We start from the raw sequence: 15,489 nt of genomic DNA, 5'->3' as shown, positions 1-15,489 counted from the left end.
TACTTCTCCTTAGTTGAAAACATAACGCTTGAGTTAAGCCGCGCCGCGAAGCGGCGTCGGCTTGAACGAATTGTTAGACATTATTTGCCGACTACCTTGGTGATCTCGCCTTTCACGTAGTGAACAAATTCTTCCAACTGATCTGCGCGCGAGGCCAAACGATCTTCTTCTTGTCCAAGATAAGCCTGTCTAGCTTCAAGTATGACGGGCTGATACTGGGCCGGCAGGCGCTCCATTGCCCAGTCGGCAGCGACATCCTTCGGCGCGATTCTGCCGGTTACTGCGCTGTACCAAATGCGGGACAACGTAAGCACTACATTTCGCTCATCGCCAGCCCAGTCGGGCGGCGAGTTCCATAGCGTTAAGGTTTCATTTAGCGCCTCAAATAGATCCTGTTCAGGAACCGGATCAAAGAGTTCCTCCGCCGCTGGACCTACCAAGGCAACGCTATGTTCTCTTGCTTTTGTCAGCAAGATAGCCAGATCAATGTCGATCGTGGCTGGCTCGAAGATACCTGCAAGAATGTCATTGCGCTGCCATTCTCCAAATTGCAGTTCGCGCTTAGCTGGATAACGCCACGGAATGATGTCGTCGTGCACAACAATGGTGACTTCTACAGCGCGGAGAATCTCGCTCTCTCCAGGGGAAGCCGAAGTTTCCAAAAGGTCGTTGATCAAAGCTCGCCGCGTTGTTTCATCAAGCCTTACGGTCACCGTAACCAGCAAATCAATATCACTGTGTGGCTTCAGGCCGCCATCCACTGCGGAGCCGTACAAATGTACGGCCAGCAACGTCGGTTCGAGATGGCGCTCGATGACGCCAACTACCTCTGATAGTTGAGTCGATACTTCGGCGATCACCGCTTCCCTCATGATGTTTAACGCCAAGCTTTGGGGCGACTGGAGCGTAGCGTAAGACGTCCCAGCCGCGATAGCGGCGACAACAGCGCCTTGTTATGCATTTTCGACCTCAATGAACCACTTGGGCTGCATGGCGTCGAAATCCTGACGGATATTGGATGGCAGGTAGCTAGCCGAATCCAGCACGAAAGGCTGGCTTCCCACACGCTTGAATACAACCCAGTGCCAGAAGTCCTTGCCTTCTTCCTGATGGTGCTTGATAGACAACAATGCCAGATTGGGCAATGCCTCCCAAGATTCAAATGGGGTTTCATCAGCGGAAGCTTTGACACCTGCGCTCGACAACATACGCCGGACATACTCCGTATCCGACCACAACGACTTATCCGAAGCATGGATACCCATAGCATTGGCTACGGCCTTCATCTCTGAGTACGTCTTGCCCAGAATGTTGGCAACCGACGCGATTCCGCATCCCGTGGTTTCTTCCTGAACTACTGGCTCGAGCACTGACTCCCCCTTAATGCATAACGCTCGGCACATGTGCCGCTGTGGAACCGCAAAGCGGTGGAAAAGCGGTCACCGTGCTGCCGCTTGTTAGCTGCATTTAATCTAGATTGGAAAGCTCATTTTCAAGATGTTTTATTTCGTTTTTCTCTTCTTCAATCTTTTTCTGATATTTGCGAACATCATCCATATCTCCATCTTCTTCAGCTTCCTTGAGATCAGCCTCATACGCTGCAAGATCTTCTTTGGCCTCATCTATTTCTTCGACCAAGTCCTCGCGAAGATCTTCATCAGTACAGTGCAGATTTGCCTCAGCCAATGCCTTTGCTAATCCAGCCGCCTTGCGATCATTACCTTTTTCTTCGGCAATGTTGAGCTGATTCTCTATCTCACAGAACTTCCTATCGCAACCTTTTAAGCTCCCACAATCCAAAGACGCCAAGGCTGGAACAGCTGTAAAAGTAAACAGCAGCCCAGCGAGTACGGTGGCTGGTATTGTAAATAATTGAGTGAACATCTTGATCACGACTCTCTCCCAGGTATTGGTACGAACAGCTAACGCAAAGCACACGGGCGGCGAGCCGCGCAGCGGGTTGACGTCCCAGCGACCAAAGGGAGCGAGTGATGCGCCTTGTTATGCATTGCTACTGCCCTTGAACTTTGGCCATTGATTGTAGCCAACATCCAGGTTGTTTGATTGGTACTCCCGAATCAGCACAGACTCCATACGATTAATCTCGGATGCCTCATCTGACATAAAAATGACTTCCCGGCGAATGGTCATATCCATACGCTCCTCAGGCGTAAAATCCCTTGCTATCAGCTCGCTACTAGCACTCCCCACTCTATTGTAAACAAGACATTTTTATCTTTTATATTCAATGGCTTATTTTCCTGCTAATTGGTAATACCATGAAAAATACCATGCTCAGAAAAGGCTTAACAATATTTTGAAAAATTGCCTACTGAGCGCTGCCGCACAGCTCCATAGGCCGCTTTCCTGGCTTTGCTTCCAGATGTATGCTCTTCTGCTCCTGCAGCTAATGGATCACCGCAAACAGGTTACTCGCCTGGGGATTCCCTTTCGACCCGAGCATCCGTATGATACTCATGCTCGATTATTATTATTATAGAAGCCCCCATGAATAAATCGCTCATCATTTTCGGCATCGTCAACATAACCTCGGACAGTTTCTCCGATGGAGGCCGGTATCTGGCGCCAGACGCAGCCATTGCGCAGGCGCGTAAGCTGATGGCCGAGGGGGCAGATGTGATCGACCTCGGTCCGGCATCCAGCAATCCCGACGCCGCGCCTGTTTCGTCCGACACAGAAATCGCGCGTATCGCGCCGGTGCTGGACGCGCTCAAGGCAGATGGCATTCCCGTCTCGCTCGACAGTTATCAACCCGCGACGCAAGCCTATGCCTTGTCGCGTGGTGTGGCCTATCTCAATGATATTCGCGGTTTTCCAGACGCTGCGTTCTATCCGCAATTGGCGAAATCATCTGCCAAACTCGTCGTTATGCATTCGGTGCAAGACGGGCAGGCAGATCGGCGCGAGGCACCCGCTGGCGACATCATGGATCACATTGCGGCGTTCTTTGACGCGCGCATCGCGGCGCTGACGGGTGCCGGTATCAAACGCAACCGCCTTGTCCTTGATCCCGGCATGGGGTTTTTTCTGGGGGCTGCTCCCGAAACCTCGCTCTCGGTGCTGGCGCGGTTCGATGAATTGCGGCTGCGCTTCGATTTGCCGGTGCTTCTGTCTGTTTCGCGCAAATCCTTTCTGCGCGCGCTCACAGGCCGTGGTCCGGGGGATGTCGGGGCCGCGACACTCGCTGCAGAGCTTGCCGCCGCCGCAGGTGGAGCTGACTTCATCCGCACACACGAGCCGCGCCCCTTGCGCGACGGGCTGGCGGTATTGGCGGCGCTGAAAGAAACCGCAAGAATTCGTTAACTGCACATTCGGGATATTTCTCTATATTCGCGGTTCAGCAGGCATGTCCCCTTTGAGGGCGACCCGACGACAGGATAATCGACCTTATGGTGCGCAAATATTTCGGCACAGACGGTATTCGTGGCAAAGCCAACGAAGGCGCGATGACGGCGGAAACCGCCTTGCGCGTCGGCATGGCGGCTGGCCGTGTCTTTCGTCGCGGTGACCACCGCCATCGTGTCGTGATCGGCAAGGATACGCGCCTGTCGGGCTATATGCTTGAACCCGCGCTCACAGCCGGTTTCACCTCGATGGGCATGGACGTATTCCTTTTTGGCCCGCTGCCGACAACGTATGCATTTTATTGAAAAATAGGGGTCAGGTATCAAACGAATCCAAGAAGACTTCGCATCCTATGGTCTGCGTCCCCCTGTCTTTGAAAATTTCCAGCACGGTTTTCGAGTTATTGTCTCATCAAAGCTACTTTTCGAATCTAATGAGGGAGTAAATGAGGGAGTAAATCTAATGTTTAATCAGATAAGAACTAATCCAGGAAAGCGTGCACCATTTTTAGTAAACGAGCTATTAGTTCCTGTCAAGATAGTAGAGCGGTGGCTCAAAATCTTAAGAGATGATCATAAAATCGAGTTTCGAGGAGCTCCTAAAAGTGGAGGATACTGGCTAAAATAGAAATCAATGATACTCTTAAGTGGCACCAATCGAACTCCTATTTTAGCATTTAAAAAAGTATCCTCACATCATTTTATTGAACAATACCTAAGGCTGCTCTGGCGGCATTGACATGATTATCGTCGTTGCATTCTACCGCAAAAGCGCCATATGCTAGTGGAGCTGCAGCAGCCCTCTCTATAGATTGTTCGTAGAGCCTATCCCATATCGTTCCGCCTTGTTTAGCATACTCCGTTATCAAACTCTTCAGGCTATCCTCTCCAAAAACCGATACGTGACCAGAAAAGTCCAGTGCAGGATCACCCATATGCGCAGTAGACCAATCTATGATACCAGAGGTCTTACCTTCCTTCGAGGTTAAGACATGCCCTGCATAGAGATCGCCATGGATGAAACAAGTGAATTCAGGCCACAAAGGGTCATTGTCCAACCATCTACGGTATCTGTTTTCCAACGGCTCGCTGATACCTATCTCAGATTTCACCAAGTGGATACGGTCAGCTATTTCGGTCCTCAATTCACTTGGAGTCATTATTTTCAAGTTGCTCTTTCTCACATCGTCAGCTGTAATACGATGTAATTGGGCCAATGATTTTGCCAGAGACTCCACATAAGCTATGCTATCGCGATCTATGTTCCAAGATACCTCATGTGTTATCGCATCGAATGTCAGAGCAGGCGCATCCTCCAGTAAAGGGTAGGCTATTAGGCGCTCCGATACAATTTTCCAATCAGGGACATTGATCGACAGGTTTCTTTTGGCTAAATCCAATATTCTACTTTCATTTTCGATTTGTTCAAGCATATCGCTTCTTCGAGGTATACGGAGTACCCAGTTCTCACCGTTTACTTCCTTTACAAAGGCAACTCTAAAGTCGATGCCCATCTCATTGACGCTCATCTCTTCCGAAATTCTCAGCCCATGCTCTAGGGCTAATGTTTGCATATCTTCGATTGTCATTTCTATACTGTTTTCTTTTATTAAATTGGTACCAGTTCCCCCGACAGGACATTCTGAATGTCATATACAGGTGTAACACTTTACCCATATTCTTTTCGTATGGATAACACTTCCCATCAGGGAACAAAAATCTGATACATGAATTAATTGTGAGACAGTAGACCTACTGTCGCATTGAAGCCATCTCGGCGACTATTTGATTAGGAAAACCAAGGCTTTGCCATCATAGCCTTATCATAGAAGTATAACATAGTTGTAAAGATAGAAAATTATTTTTTTATTCAGTTCCACTTGTTTGATATACGACATTCCAGTGGCTGAGTTATCAGCCGTTCTTCCTTGCGATTGCCAATGAAATAAAGTCTCATCTATCGCATAATCATCATACATTGTTGTAGGAGAGAAGTCCTCCTCTGATTTTTGCAGATTAATAAATAATAGCTCTGTGTTTAGCTTCTTGTTTTCTGCTGTCCCTTCTCTATTAGAACTTTTCTTATGTAAAGTGCTCAATCCAAAAGCAACCAATATCTGGTCACGAGTATATCGCGCATGAAGTTGCAGCGGTTGTTCATAACCCAGTGAACATTTTGACTCCTCAAAATCGATTAAGCTAATGCGTAGATGCAGATACTCCTTTATCTCCGCTAAATAATCTTTGTTACTGCCTATCGTTGCAATAGAGTCACTAAGCGACATATTTGTAGTGGCTTCTTGCCAAAAGTCGTAGTGCAACATCGTAAGGTAAAGCCTGTCTAACTCAGTAAGATTAGCTTCATCTACTTTAAAATATCGATTAGACAAGGCTAATACATATCTAAAGTAGGAGAGCGAATTCGTTGCTGCCCATTTTTTCGAAAGCATGGCTCTATATTGTTTTTCATTCGATCGATTTAGGTTCTCGATCAATCCTGCTTCCGCACGCATAGCAGCCCAGGTGTCTCGTAGGCTCCCTCATTAAATATATCAACTACAGTAGATGGTATGACAGGGAGTTAATTAAAATAGCCTGCAAGATTATTTTGCAGGCTATTTTATCATTCTGTAAGCAATAGTTTATAAACTATACAAGTTCTAATTCATAAGGGTTATTGATACTTTCTTTACCAAAGCGTTTCAGCAACTCGAATTTATTGGAAGCATCAATATGCTCTAACTTTAAAATCTCTTTTACAGCAGGCTGTTTTAAACCGGGAATACGACTTTGAAAGAAGGGCCATAAGTCCTTATTACGGTACACCTTATTTAGGTTCGAAAAACCAGCGATATGGTTATATTTGTCTTTAACCTCTTTAAATTCATCTGAATATTTAAACTGCCATTCATTTTCCTTATAACTAAGTTCTCCGATGAGTAGGTTTTCAAATTTTAGAAGAAAAACCTCTTCACGATTTGAAACCTGGTGTACGGTTGGGATCCTCATGGAATTTGATTCCTGGCGTTTACTGAAAAATTTATTGATAATATTTAACATGTCGCCTCCTCTCTTAAAATGTTAAATCTCGTTTTAATAATATATAATATAATGTCAATTCTAGCAGCGCTGAAGATAGATGAAAACTCATTTACAATCATTGCCACTACTTGTTCTTCTTTTGAAGGACTGCAAAGGTCGTTAATATTCTACTAGAGTCAATACTTTGTTAATCGTAATATCAATTCTTAGCTCCTCCCATATTTCTCGTCGTAGGCAATCTTCTTTTGATTCACCATCTTCGACCTTACCGCCTGGGAACTCCCATTTTAGCGGCATCTTCATTGCGGCTGATCGTTGGCAGATGAGAATTTTATTCTCGTGGACTATTATAGCGCAGGTTACTTCTAACATGGTGCTTTAAAGATAGGGAAAGTAAATCACAAAAAAATACCTGAAGCTGGGGGCTTCAGGTATTTTTAACTAACCAATTATTAACCAAAATTATGAATACTGTTATAACGGCAACTCCTATGCCGATAGTATGTTCTACTGTCATCATAACACAAAGGTTACAATATCTTGATTTTGTTTTAGGGCAGGCCGACGACTGTAGCCCAAGGCAAGAGAATCGGTTTTAAAGATTTATAAGGAATCAATTCGATTTTTATCAGCCAGGTTAGATGAATACTGTTCTTGCATTAGAACTGTCTATGTAAATCGAATTTTTTCAATAGTATTTTATTTATAGCTTTAGGTTGAATTTTATCAATATGACCGCTAATTTCAAGAACTATATACAATATTACCGAGCTTGCTTATTGGATGGAGGAAAAGGCAAGGTAAAAGAAGCTACCTGTTTTGAGAATGAAAATCAATTCATAGCTCAACTCCCATCACAGATACTTGGAGAGTTTTGGCCAGAACAGGAGGTTCCCAACGAGCAAACCAGCGCAGACGAGCGGGATGATGAGCGGACAGTTATATCCTTATGTCCTCGATCATGGATCGCCAATAGTTTAGGTTTCGAGCATGCCGGGCAGTTACGTATAGGAAGAATAAACGCCCTTTTCACCCAAGTCCAACAGCTTTGGACCGCAGTTGACTCTTTCGACACCCCTGCGATGCAACCCAATCCGGCTGCCGGGGAGCCAGCAACGCTGAAAATTTACCCTCCTCTTTCCCACTAGCGGCTCCTTTTCCGACAACCAGCACGGCGGATCCCTGCCGCGGCGCTGTGAACGCAGCATTTTGATTGGTATCGTTGGCCTTCAGGCTCGTCAGTCAAACAGACCCAGGAGCAGCTCAGCCGGTGGCGCCCGGCTTTCGGGTAACGCCCTGGTCCCGCTGGTTTCGGCTTTGTGCTTCAGGTGATCAAGGATCTGCTTGATCACTATAGGGTCTTCAATGCAGGCGATGACTTTCATGGCGCCGCCGCAGCCGCTGCAGGTCTCGATGTCGATATTGAAAACACGCTTGAGCCGTTGCGCCCATGTCATCGACGCTCGCCGTTGTGCTGGTGTTGCCGGTTCATCAGCCACCCTGACCTTGTTGCCCCTGCCCCGTTTTGCCGGCGTGACCAACGCCCGGTGCCGACTGTTGGGTGCGAACACCCCGTGGAAGCGGGTTAGGTTGACTCTGGGCTTCGGTACCAGGGCGGCCAGCCTTGCAATGAAATCCAATGGTTCGAAAATGACGTGCGTGGTGCCGTCCCGGTACGGCGTCTTGAGCTGGTAGCGCACGTTGCCGCCTCGTGTTAACGACAGCCGCTTCTCGGATACCGCCGGGCGGCTGATGTACCGGCACAGCCGTTCGAGCTTCTTGCGTTCATCGGCCCTGGCCGCCACGCCGGCGTGCAGGCTGGACCCGGCTACCTTGCCAATCCCGTCACCGAACGGATCACCACTGGTCGGCAGAGTTTGCAAAGTGAACACCTTTCGCCCCGCCTGTGAACCGACAGCGATACGGTAAGTGATCGAGTGCCCCAGCAGGGGTGTCATCGGGTCGTCATCCACCGCATCCGAGGCCAGATAGCTGTTTTCGACATCCCGTTCCAGCAGGCCTTGCCGTTCCAGATAGCGACCCACCCGGTGGGCGATGGTGTGCGTCAGCTGGGTGAGCTCTGGGCTGGTCGGCGCCTTGACCCAGCGGAAACGCGCTGAGCCGTGGGATTGCTCGACATACACACCGTCGAGAAACAGCATGTGGAAGTGAACATTCAGATTGAGCGCCGATCCAAAACGCTGGATCAGGGTGACCGCGCCCGTCTTGGCCACTTGGTGGGTATGGCCCGCTTTCTTGACCAGGTGCGTGGCAATGACGCGGTAAACGATGCCCAGCACCCACCCCATGATCTCGGGCCGGCTGGCAAACAGGAAACGCAGCTGAAACGGGAAGCTCAACACCCACTGACGCATGGGTTGTTCAGGCAGTACTTCATCAACCAGCAAGGCGGCACTTTCGGCCATCCGCCGCGCCCCACAGCTCGGGCAGAAACCGCGACGCTTACAGCTGAAAGCGACCAGGTGCTCGGCGTGGCAAGACTCGCAGCGAACCCGTAGAAAGCCATGCTCCAGCCGCCCGCATTGGAGAAATTCTTCAAATTCCCGTTGCACATAGCCCGGCAATTCCTTTCCCTGCTCTGCCATAAGCGCAGCGAATGCCGGGTAATACTCGTCAACGATCTGATAGAGAAGGGTTTGCTCGGGTCGGTGGCTCTGGTAACGACCAGTATCCCGATCCCGGCTGGCCGTCCTGGCCGCCACATGAGGCATGTTCCGCGTCCTTGCAATACTGTGTTTACATACAGTCTATCGCTTAGCGGAAAGTTCTTTTACCCTCAGCCGAAATGCCTGCCGTTGCTAGACATTGCCAGCCAGTGCCCGTCACTCCGCGGTCTTCACTGCGTGATCGAGTTGATCGACACCCGCCGTGACACGCTCCATGAAGTGCCTGCCTGCGTCTGTTAGCCGAACGCCCCGCGCATGGCGCTCAAATAGCAGGACACCAAGGTTATCCTCCAGCGCTTTCACACGCGCGCTGACGCTCGACTGGCTGATACCAAGTGCCTTGGCCGCATGCCGAAAATTCAGATGCTCGGCGACGGCGATGAACTGAACAAGGGAAATGAGCGGTATCCTGCCAGACAGGATACCGACATTCACGAGGTTTCGATGGTTAGTGCGCCGCATCGGAGCGGGCCTGCTACCAGTCGTCGGTTAGACGACTGGCGACTTCTCGGTGGCAGCCCCACGGAGCCGAAGGAGCACCAGCCCCAACGAAACCAGTACCGCCATCGCCGTGGCGTAACAGATCACGGGCCACGCTGTGTCACCGTTTAAAAGTGCCACCGCCAATGTCCCGACAATGCTGACTATCAGGCTTTGAACGCAGAAGTAGAACGCGACCGCTGATCCCGCGATGTCGTCGAACTCTGCCAAAGCGCCGTTCGCGGTAACGGACACCGTGAAGACAATACCGACCGCGACAACCCACATCGGTAGGATGAAGGTGAGGAATGACGGCGAGCCGTAAAGTTCGCCGATCCCCAACAGGACCGCTCCGCAAACAAGCAACGCCATCCCACGCGCCACGCATCCTGCGATGCCCCATCTGGCGACAAAGGACTTCGCGAAACGGGTTGTCACGATCATTACAAGCGCGACAGTGGCGAAGGCAAAGCTGAATCCGATCTCGGAATATTCCGCTTGGCCTATGAGCACACGGGGAGCCGTCGAGAAGAAGACGAAGTAGGTGCCCATACCGGCGCTAAAGCCGACAGTGTAAACCCAAAAAGCCGGACTCGCGAAGATCGGCAAGACAGATCGGCGCGTCTTGACTTGATCCAGAGGGCGGGTTTCGTGCCACCTGAAACCCGCATTTAGGAGTGCGAGCATCGCCAGTATAGCCAAAGTAATGAATATCGCCTGCCATCCCAAGAACTCGCCGATCAATACTCCGGCGATAGGGCCGAGCGCAGGCACGAACGCCAGCATCGAACTGAAAAGGCCGTAGATGACGACACCCTCAGGACGGTTGGCATAAACGTCGCGAACCGTCGCGAACGTCGCCACCAGCATGGCCGACGCGCCCACTGCTTGAAGTAGACGGAAAGCGACAAAGGCCGGTGCAGTTGAAGACCAAGCTGCTCCCAGAGACGCAATGACGAAAGCCGTTGCGCCCGCAAGTAGAATTGGCCGTCGCCCGATTCTGTCTGAGAGCGGACCAAAAATCACCTGGCCCACGCCGAGCATCACCATATAGAGGCTCAACGTGAGTTGGATCATAGCGGGCGTCGTGTTCAGGATGCCGGGCATCGCTGGAACGACAGGGAGATAAATATCCATCGCCAGTGAAGCGAGGATGTCGAAAGGAGCCATCAGCAGCAGTGCTGCCGGCAGCGTATAGGCCCACGCGGGGCGTGTGGTGGTCATGACGAATCAACCCTCGATTAAGGAATACCGGGCGACGTCTGCTCGTCAGCAATCAGATGAGACTAGCCTTACAGAGCGCCGCAACAACAATACTGGTTGTTGCGGCTTACTTGTCTGCTGACTTGGAATTTCCCATCTGATTACTCCACGCTTACGAATATGAATTGCTACATTTTATCCGATTATCTTTTGCTTCGCAATGCGGCATGGGCGCACTCAGCGTTCCAGCCCCCTCTGCCGCCCTAACTGCCACGACACCGACCCGCCCTGCACGATGCCCATAACCTCGCGGCCGAGTTGGCGGTCGATGATCGGCCGCCACGGGACAAGGGTGAACTCATGGGATTTCTCGACCACGGCGAACTTGCCGCTCGATAGATGCACGGTTCCGGTAAACTTGCCGCTGACGCTCTCGCCGTCCGTGGCGGCGCGGAACGGCAGGCCCTTACTCAAAGCCATATCCGATCCGACGCCGGCTACCTCGCGCTCCCGCAGGATGGCGAGAAGGTTGCGCCGGTAGAAGACGCGGCTGTCCCGGCTGCGGGTGGCGTCGCCCTGTTCGATATGGTGCTCGCGGCGCTGGTCCATGGCTTCGCGGACTTGTTGCCCGAAGCCGGTTGGCGCAAGGTCGGCCGTCTCGCCGTGGATCAGCCGCCGGTCCAGCCAGGTCGCGCCGTCCGATCCGATCTGTTTGTTCAGATCGACCGGGGAAAGGACGCGAACGCTGGCCTGACTGTCTCGGCCGGCGTCATGGGCGGCGGCACGGCTGACCAGATCATCGGGGATGCGCCATTGGTCGGCGTCGATCCGCTCGACGATACCGGCCCGGCGTAGCGCCTCCAGCCGGCGCACATGGGCATCGACATAGCCCTCATAGTCGCCGCCTGGAACGCGGCACGTATAGGAAGAATAAACGCCCTTTTCACCCAAGTCCAACAGCTTTGGACCGCAGTTGACTCTTTCGACACCCCTGCGATGCAACCCAATCCGGCTGACGGGGAGCCAGCAACGCTGAAAATTTACCCTCCTCTTTCCCACTAGCGGCTCCTTTTCCGACAACCAGCACGGCGGATCCCTGCCGCGGCGCTGTGAACGCAGCATTTTGATTGGTATCGTTGGCCTTCAGGCTCGTCAGTCAAACAGACCCAGGAGCAGCTCAGCCGGTGGCGCCCGGCTTTCGGGTAACGCCCTGGTCCCGCTGGTTTCGGCTTTGTGCTTCAGGTGATCAAGGATCTGCTTGATCACTATAGGGTCTTCAATGCAGGCGATGACTTTCATGGCGCCGCCGCAGCCGCTGCAGGTCTCGATGTCGATATTGAAAACACGCTTGAGCCGTTGCGCCCATGTCATCGACGCTCGCCGTTGTGCTGGTGTTGCCGGTTCATCAGCCACCCTGACCTTGTTGCCCCTGCCCCGTTTTGCCGGCGTGACCAACGCCCGGTGCCGACTGTTGGGTGCGAACACCCCGTGGAAGCGGGTTAGGTTGACTCTGGGCTTCGGTACCAGGGCGGCCAGCCTTGCAATGAAATCCAATGGTTCGAAAATGACGTGCGTGGTGCCGTCCCGGTACGGCGTCTTGAGCTGGTAGCGCACGTTGCCGCCTCGTGTTAACGACAGCCGCTTCTCGGATACCGCCGGGCGGCTGATGTAGTGGCACAGCCGTTCGAGTTTGCTGCGCTCATGGGCCTTGGCCGCTACGCCGGCATGTAGCGAGAAACCGGCAACCTTACCGGGCATGTCACCAAACTGATCTTCCGGGTCGCAGGCGGGCAGTGTCTGCAGGGTGAACACCTTGCGCCCTGCCTGTGGCCCCACGGCGATGCGATACGTGATGGAATGCCCCAGCAGTGGAGTCATCGCATCTTCATCCACCGCATCCAAGGCCAGGTAACTGTTTTCAGCATCCCGCTCCAGTAGGCCTTGCCGCTCCAAATAGCGGCCGACCCGATGGGCGATGGTGTGCGCCAGTTGGGTGAGTTCGGCGCTGGTCGGCGCCCTGACCCAGAGGAACCGGGCTGTTCCATTGGGACGCTCAACGTACACGCCATCGAGGAACAGCATGTGAAAGTGAATGTTGAGGTTCAGTGCACTGCCGAAGCGCTGGATCAGGGTGACGGCACCGGTCTTGGCCGCTTGGTGGGTATAGCCCGCTTTCTTGACCAGATGCGTGGCGATGACGCGGTAAACGATGCCCAACACCCGGCCCATGACCTCCGGCCGGCTGGCGAACAGAAAGCGCAATTGAAAGGGAAAGCTGAGTACCCATTGGCGCATGGGCTGTACGGGCAGAACCTCATCGACCAGTAGCGCGGCGCTTTCGGCCATACGCCGTGCGCCACAACTAGGACAGAAGCCCCGACGTTTGCAGCTGAACGCAACCAGGTGCTCAGCGTGACACGACTCACAACGCACCCGCAGAAAGCCGTGTTCGAGACGGCCGCATTTGAGGTAGGCGTCAAACTCGCGTTGCACATAACCGGGCAGTTCCCTGCCCTGCGCCGCCAAATGGGCAGCGAACGTCGGGTAGTATTCTTCGACGATCCGATAGAGCAGGGTTTGCTCGGGCCGGTGACGCTGGTAACGACCAGTGTTCTCGTCCCGGCTGGCCATCCTGGCCGCCACTTGGGGCATGATCCGCATCCTTGCGATACTGTGTTTTTATACAGTTTATCGCTCAGCTGCGAGATATTGAAGTCTCAGCTGTGATGCCAGCCAGTGCCAGACATTGCCTGTGAGTGCCAGTCACTCCCACTCGATTGTAAATAAGCATTTATTTTTCTTATTTTTTATACAGTTACAAATCGCCATATTCAAAATACCACGAAAAATACCATGCTCAGAAATTAGTTGCCCTTCGGTTTTCATCATCAGCCAGCTGGCACCCAGAAGCACATACAATGCCGGTAGGGTAATGGCGATGAGAAGGGCGAACAGTATTCCATAACCACTGGTATCCAGCCCGGTGATATAGGCACCCAGCATCCAGCCCTGGGAGAGGGCGGCGATCAGCGAGCCGGCAAAAAAGGCGTTATTCCATAATCTGCGGCGGTGATCGCCGGCTTTGACCCGCAGGTCGAAGGCCACACCCCGCATGATCAGCCCGAACAGCATCAGGGTGACGGGGATGTACAGCGAGGTTAGCACCATGCCATGGGCTTTCGGGAATGCAATCAACAGTACTCCCACGCCCAGCACGATCCAGGTTTCGTTGGCATCCCAGAAGGGCCCGATGGAAGCGATCATGGTGTCTTTTTCACGCTCGCTGGCACCAGGCAGCAACAGTCCCACCCCCAGGTCATAGCCATCGAGAATAACGTAAATGAGCAACGACAGTCCCATGACGCCCATATAGATAACAGGTAGCCAGTAATTCAGGTCCATGGTCATTTTTCCTCAGGCTCTATTGGCGACAGTGGTGTAGCCCGGCTGCAGCTCCAGGGATCGCGCCGGCTTGGTGGACAGGTAGCGCAGGGCGCCGATATAGGAGGCCAGCAAAAACACATAGAGCAGTAGGTAACCCAGCAAGGTGCCACTCAATGTCGCCGTACTGTGGTCGGCGACCACATCAGCAGTTTGCAGCAGACCCTGCACAATCCAGGGCTGGCGGCCAATTTCGGTGACATACCAGCCGGCCAGCACCGCGATCCAGCCGGAAAAAGTCATCCAGGACAAGGCGGCGAGAGGCCGGGCTCCAAGAGTGCGGCCGCCCCTCAGTCCCCAGCCGGCCCACCAGGCGACCAGAACCATCAGCGTACCCATGCCCACCATGATGCGGAAAGCCCAGAATACGGGTGCCACTGGCGGGTGCTGGCCTTCAAATTCGTTTAATCCTTTGATTTCGCCTTCTGCCTCGTGGGTGAGAATCAGACTCGCCAGATTGGGGATCTCAATGGCCCAACGGGTTTCCTGGCGCTCTTCGTCGGGAAATCCAAACAGCACCAGAGGGGCACCCCGTTGGTTTCCCATACGGCCTCAATGGCAGCTACTTTGGCGGGTTGATGTTCAAGGGTATTGAGGCCGTGAAAATCACCGACTATCACCTGCAGCGGTGCCAGCACAGCGGCCATGACCACGCCGGTTTTCATCACCTTCCAAGTGGCCGGCCCCTCCACTCCCTTGCGGGCCCGCCAGGCGCTGACACCAGCGACCAGAAAGGCGCTGGTGAGCAGGGTGGCGATCATCATGTGAGTAAAGCGCCACGGGAAGGAGGGGTTGAAGATCACGGCCGTCCAGCTGTCCACAAAAAACTCGCCATTTTCGAGCAGATGTCCGGTCGGCGTCTGCATCCAGGAGTTGAGACTCAGTATCCAGAAGGCGGACAGGGAGGTGCCAAACGCCACCAGGAAAGAGGCAATCAGGTGCGTGCGATTGGATACCCGGTTTTTGCCGAACAGCATGATGCCGAGGAACGATGCTTCGAGAAAGAAAGCGGTCAAGACTTCATAGCCCAGCAGCGGCCCGGCGATATTGCCGGCCTTTTCCATAAAGCCGGGCCAGTTGGTACCAAACTGGAAACTCATGGTGATGCCGGAAACCACGCCCATGGCAAAACTCAGGGCAAATATCTTGACCCAGAAGTGATAGGCGTACTCCCAAGCCAGATCCCGGCTCAGGGTGTAACGTACCCTGAAATAGAGCAGAATCCAGGCCAGCCCCATGGTGATGGACGGAAACAGAATATGAAAACTGAT

General features: G+C 52.7%; 16 protein-coding genes and 2 pseudogenes. 3 read left to right on the top strand and 15 right to left on the bottom strand.

All coding sequences use genetic code 11. The annotated features are described in order from the left end of the window. Positions 1-33 precede the first annotated feature (33 nt). From aadA1 to O6P33_RS04540, 4 genes and pseudogenes are all read right to left on the bottom strand, one after another. Positions 34-872, bottom strand: a pseudogene (aadA1, locus tag O6P33_RS04555) (ANT(3'')-Ia family aminoglycoside nucleotidyltransferase AadA1). Between the two features lie 81 nt (positions 873-953). After that, complete coding sequence (locus tag O6P33_RS04550; RefSeq protein WP_269819042.1) at positions 954-1,370, bottom strand: hypothetical protein; 417 nt, start codon at positions 1,368-1,370, stop codon at positions 954-956. Between the two features lie 97 nt (positions 1,371-1,467). Beyond that, positions 1,468-1,884 carry a DUF1090 domain-containing protein gene (locus O6P33_RS04545; RefSeq protein WP_269819461.1) on the bottom strand — a complete coding sequence of 139 codons (417 nt, stop codon included), beginning with the start codon at positions 1,882-1,884 and terminating at the stop codon, positions 1,468-1,470. A gap of 117 nt (positions 1,885-2,001) precedes the next feature. Then, positions 2,002-2,151, bottom strand: coding sequence for a hypothetical protein (locus tag O6P33_RS04540; protein WP_269819041.1), 150 nt, complete (start codon positions 2,149-2,151; stop codon positions 2,002-2,004). A gap of 357 nt (positions 2,152-2,508) precedes the next feature. On the opposite strand from O6P33_RS04540, the gene sul2 reads away from it, so the two are divergent. Together sul2 and O6P33_RS04530 are read left to right on the top strand one after the other, a co-directional pair. Further along, positions 2,509-3,324, top strand: a complete 816-nt coding sequence (sul2, locus tag O6P33_RS04535) for a sulfonamide-resistant dihydropteroate synthase Sul2 (RefSeq protein WP_001043260.1) — start codon at positions 2,509-2,511, stop codon at positions 3,322-3,324. Positions 3,325-3,410: 86 nt separating this feature from the next. Next, a complete protein-coding gene (locus O6P33_RS04530; protein WP_269819040.1) occupies positions 3,411-3,671 on the top strand; it encodes a hypothetical protein in 261 nt (86 codons plus the stop codon). 395 nt (positions 3,672-4,066) lie between these two features. Here O6P33_RS04530 and mph read toward each other — a convergent pair whose 3' ends face one another. The 4 genes from mph to O6P33_RS13180 form a co-directional block, all read right to left on the bottom strand. Next, the gene (gene mph / locus O6P33_RS04525; RefSeq protein WP_269819039.1) at positions 4,067-4,954 is read right to left on the bottom strand and encodes an Mph(E)/Mph(G) family macrolide 2'-phosphotransferase; all 888 of its coding nucleotides are present in this window, start codon (positions 4,952-4,954) and stop codon (positions 4,067-4,069) included. A gap of 234 nt (positions 4,955-5,188) precedes the next feature. Beyond that, positions 5,189-5,878, bottom strand: coding sequence for a DUF3427 domain-containing protein (locus tag O6P33_RS04520; RefSeq protein WP_180043233.1), 690 nt, complete (start codon positions 5,876-5,878; stop codon positions 5,189-5,191). 136 nt (positions 5,879-6,014) lie between these two features. Further along, positions 6,015-6,425 carry a HipA N-terminal domain-containing protein gene (locus O6P33_RS04515; RefSeq protein ID WP_180043232.1) on the bottom strand — a complete coding sequence of 137 codons (411 nt, stop codon included), beginning with the start codon at positions 6,423-6,425 and terminating at the stop codon, positions 6,015-6,017. A gap of 141 nt (positions 6,426-6,566) precedes the next feature. After that, positions 6,567-6,779 carry an NUDIX domain-containing protein gene (locus O6P33_RS13180; protein WP_180043231.1) on the bottom strand — a complete coding sequence of 71 codons (213 nt, stop codon included), beginning with the start codon at positions 6,777-6,779 and terminating at the stop codon, positions 6,567-6,569. Between the two features lie 359 nt (positions 6,780-7,138). On the opposite strand from O6P33_RS13180, the gene O6P33_RS04510 reads away from it, so the two are divergent. Further along, the gene (locus O6P33_RS04510) at positions 7,139-7,555 is read left to right on the top strand and encodes a hypothetical protein (protein WP_269819038.1); all 417 of its coding nucleotides are present in this window, start codon (positions 7,139-7,141) and stop codon (positions 7,553-7,555) included. 90 nt (positions 7,556-7,645) lie between these two features. Here the strand turns inward: O6P33_RS04510 and O6P33_RS04505 are convergent, their stop codons facing one another. The 7 genes and pseudogenes from O6P33_RS04505 to O6P33_RS04475 form a co-directional block, all read right to left on the bottom strand. Further along, on the bottom strand, positions 7,646-9,139 hold the full coding sequence (locus O6P33_RS04505; protein WP_001120888.1) for an IS91-like element ISVsa3 family transposase: 1,494 nt from the start codon (positions 9,137-9,139) through the stop codon (positions 7,646-7,648). Positions 9,140-9,250: 111 nt separating this feature from the next. Continuing rightward, positions 9,251-9,556, bottom strand: coding sequence for a LysR family transcriptional regulator (locus O6P33_RS04500; protein WP_001255015.1), 306 nt, complete (start codon positions 9,554-9,556; stop codon positions 9,251-9,253). Between the two features lie 27 nt (positions 9,557-9,583). After that, positions 9,584-10,798, bottom strand: a complete 1,215-nt coding sequence (gene floR / locus O6P33_RS04495; RefSeq protein WP_000214122.1) for a chloramphenicol/florfenicol efflux MFS transporter FloR — start codon at positions 10,796-10,798, stop codon at positions 9,584-9,586. Between the two features lie 216 nt (positions 10,799-11,014). Further along, a complete protein-coding gene (locus O6P33_RS04490; protein ID WP_001447541.1) occupies positions 11,015-11,899 on the bottom strand; it encodes a DUF3363 domain-containing protein in 885 nt (294 codons plus the stop codon). A gap of 30 nt (positions 11,900-11,929) precedes the next feature. Continuing rightward, on the bottom strand, positions 11,930-13,429 hold the full coding sequence (locus tag O6P33_RS04485) for a transposase (RefSeq protein ID WP_164526953.1): 1,500 nt from the start codon (positions 13,427-13,429) through the stop codon (positions 11,930-11,932). 111 nt (positions 13,430-13,540) lie between these two features. Beyond that, positions 13,541-14,179, bottom strand: coding sequence for a cytochrome d ubiquinol oxidase subunit II (locus O6P33_RS04480; protein ID WP_269819037.1), 639 nt, complete (start codon positions 14,177-14,179; stop codon positions 13,541-13,543). Positions 14,180-14,191: 12 nt separating this feature from the next. Then, positions 14,192-15,456 (bottom strand): annotated as a pseudogene (locus O6P33_RS04475) (cytochrome ubiquinol oxidase subunit I). Positions 15,457-15,489: the final 33 nt, after the last annotated feature.

The organism is Denitrificimonas caeni (genome assembly GCF_027498055.1).
GTDB lineage: Bacteria > Pseudomonadota > Gammaproteobacteria > Pseudomonadales > Pseudomonadaceae > Denitrificimonas.
Note: the sequence above shows the minus strand (reverse complement) of the source record. Positions and strands in the feature narration are given on the sequence as shown.

What these genes read in the sequence shown, in the direction of transcription:
- O6P33_RS04480 (WP_269819037.1), bottom strand. Translation starts at nt 14,179, where the DNA reads ATGGACCTGAATTACTGGCTACCTGTTATCTATATGGGCGTCATGGGA.
- mph (WP_269819039.1), bottom strand. Translation starts at nt 4,954, where the DNA reads ATGACAATCGAAGATATGCAAACATTAGCCCTAGAGCATGGGCTGAGA.
- O6P33_RS04545 (WP_269819461.1), bottom strand. Translation starts at nt 1,884, where the DNA reads ATGTTCACTCAATTATTTACAATACCAGCCACCGTACTCGCTGGGCTG.
- O6P33_RS04520 (WP_180043233.1), bottom strand. Translation starts at nt 5,878, where the DNA reads ATGCGTGCGGAAGCAGGATTGATCGAGAACCTAAATCGATCGAATGAA.
- O6P33_RS13180 (WP_180043231.1), bottom strand. Translation starts at nt 6,779, where the DNA reads ATGTTAGAAGTAACCTGCGCTATAATAGTCCACGAGAATAAAATTCTC.
- O6P33_RS04510 (WP_269819038.1), top strand. Translation starts at nt 7,139, where the DNA reads ATGACCGCTAATTTCAAGAACTATATACAATATTACCGAGCTTGCTTA.
- O6P33_RS04505 (WP_001120888.1), bottom strand. Translation starts at nt 9,139, where the DNA reads ATGCCTCATGTGGCGGCCAGGACGGCCAGCCGGGATCGGGATACTGGT.
- O6P33_RS04540 (WP_269819041.1), bottom strand. Translation starts at nt 2,151, where the DNA reads ATGACCATTCGCCGGGAAGTCATTTTTATGTCAGATGAGGCATCCGAG.
- O6P33_RS04490 (WP_001447541.1), bottom strand. Translation starts at nt 11,899, where the DNA reads ATGCTGCGTTCACAGCGCCGCGGCAGGGATCCGCCGTGCTGGTTGTCG.
- floR (WP_000214122.1), bottom strand. Translation starts at nt 10,798, where the DNA reads ATGACCACCACACGCCCCGCGTGGGCCTATACGCTGCCGGCAGCACTG.
- O6P33_RS04530 (WP_269819040.1), top strand. Translation starts at nt 3,411, where the DNA reads ATGGTGCGCAAATATTTCGGCACAGACGGTATTCGTGGCAAAGCCAAC.
- O6P33_RS04485 (WP_164526953.1), bottom strand. Translation starts at nt 13,429, where the DNA reads ATGCCCCAAGTGGCGGCCAGGATGGCCAGCCGGGACGAGAACACTGGT.
- sul2 (WP_001043260.1), top strand. Translation starts at nt 2,509, where the DNA reads ATGAATAAATCGCTCATCATTTTCGGCATCGTCAACATAACCTCGGAC.
- O6P33_RS04500 (WP_001255015.1), bottom strand. Translation starts at nt 9,556, where the DNA reads ATGCGGCGCACTAACCATCGAAACCTCGTGAATGTCGGTATCCTGTCT.
- O6P33_RS04515 (WP_180043232.1), bottom strand. Translation starts at nt 6,425, where the DNA reads ATGTTAAATATTATCAATAAATTTTTCAGTAAACGCCAGGAATCAAAT.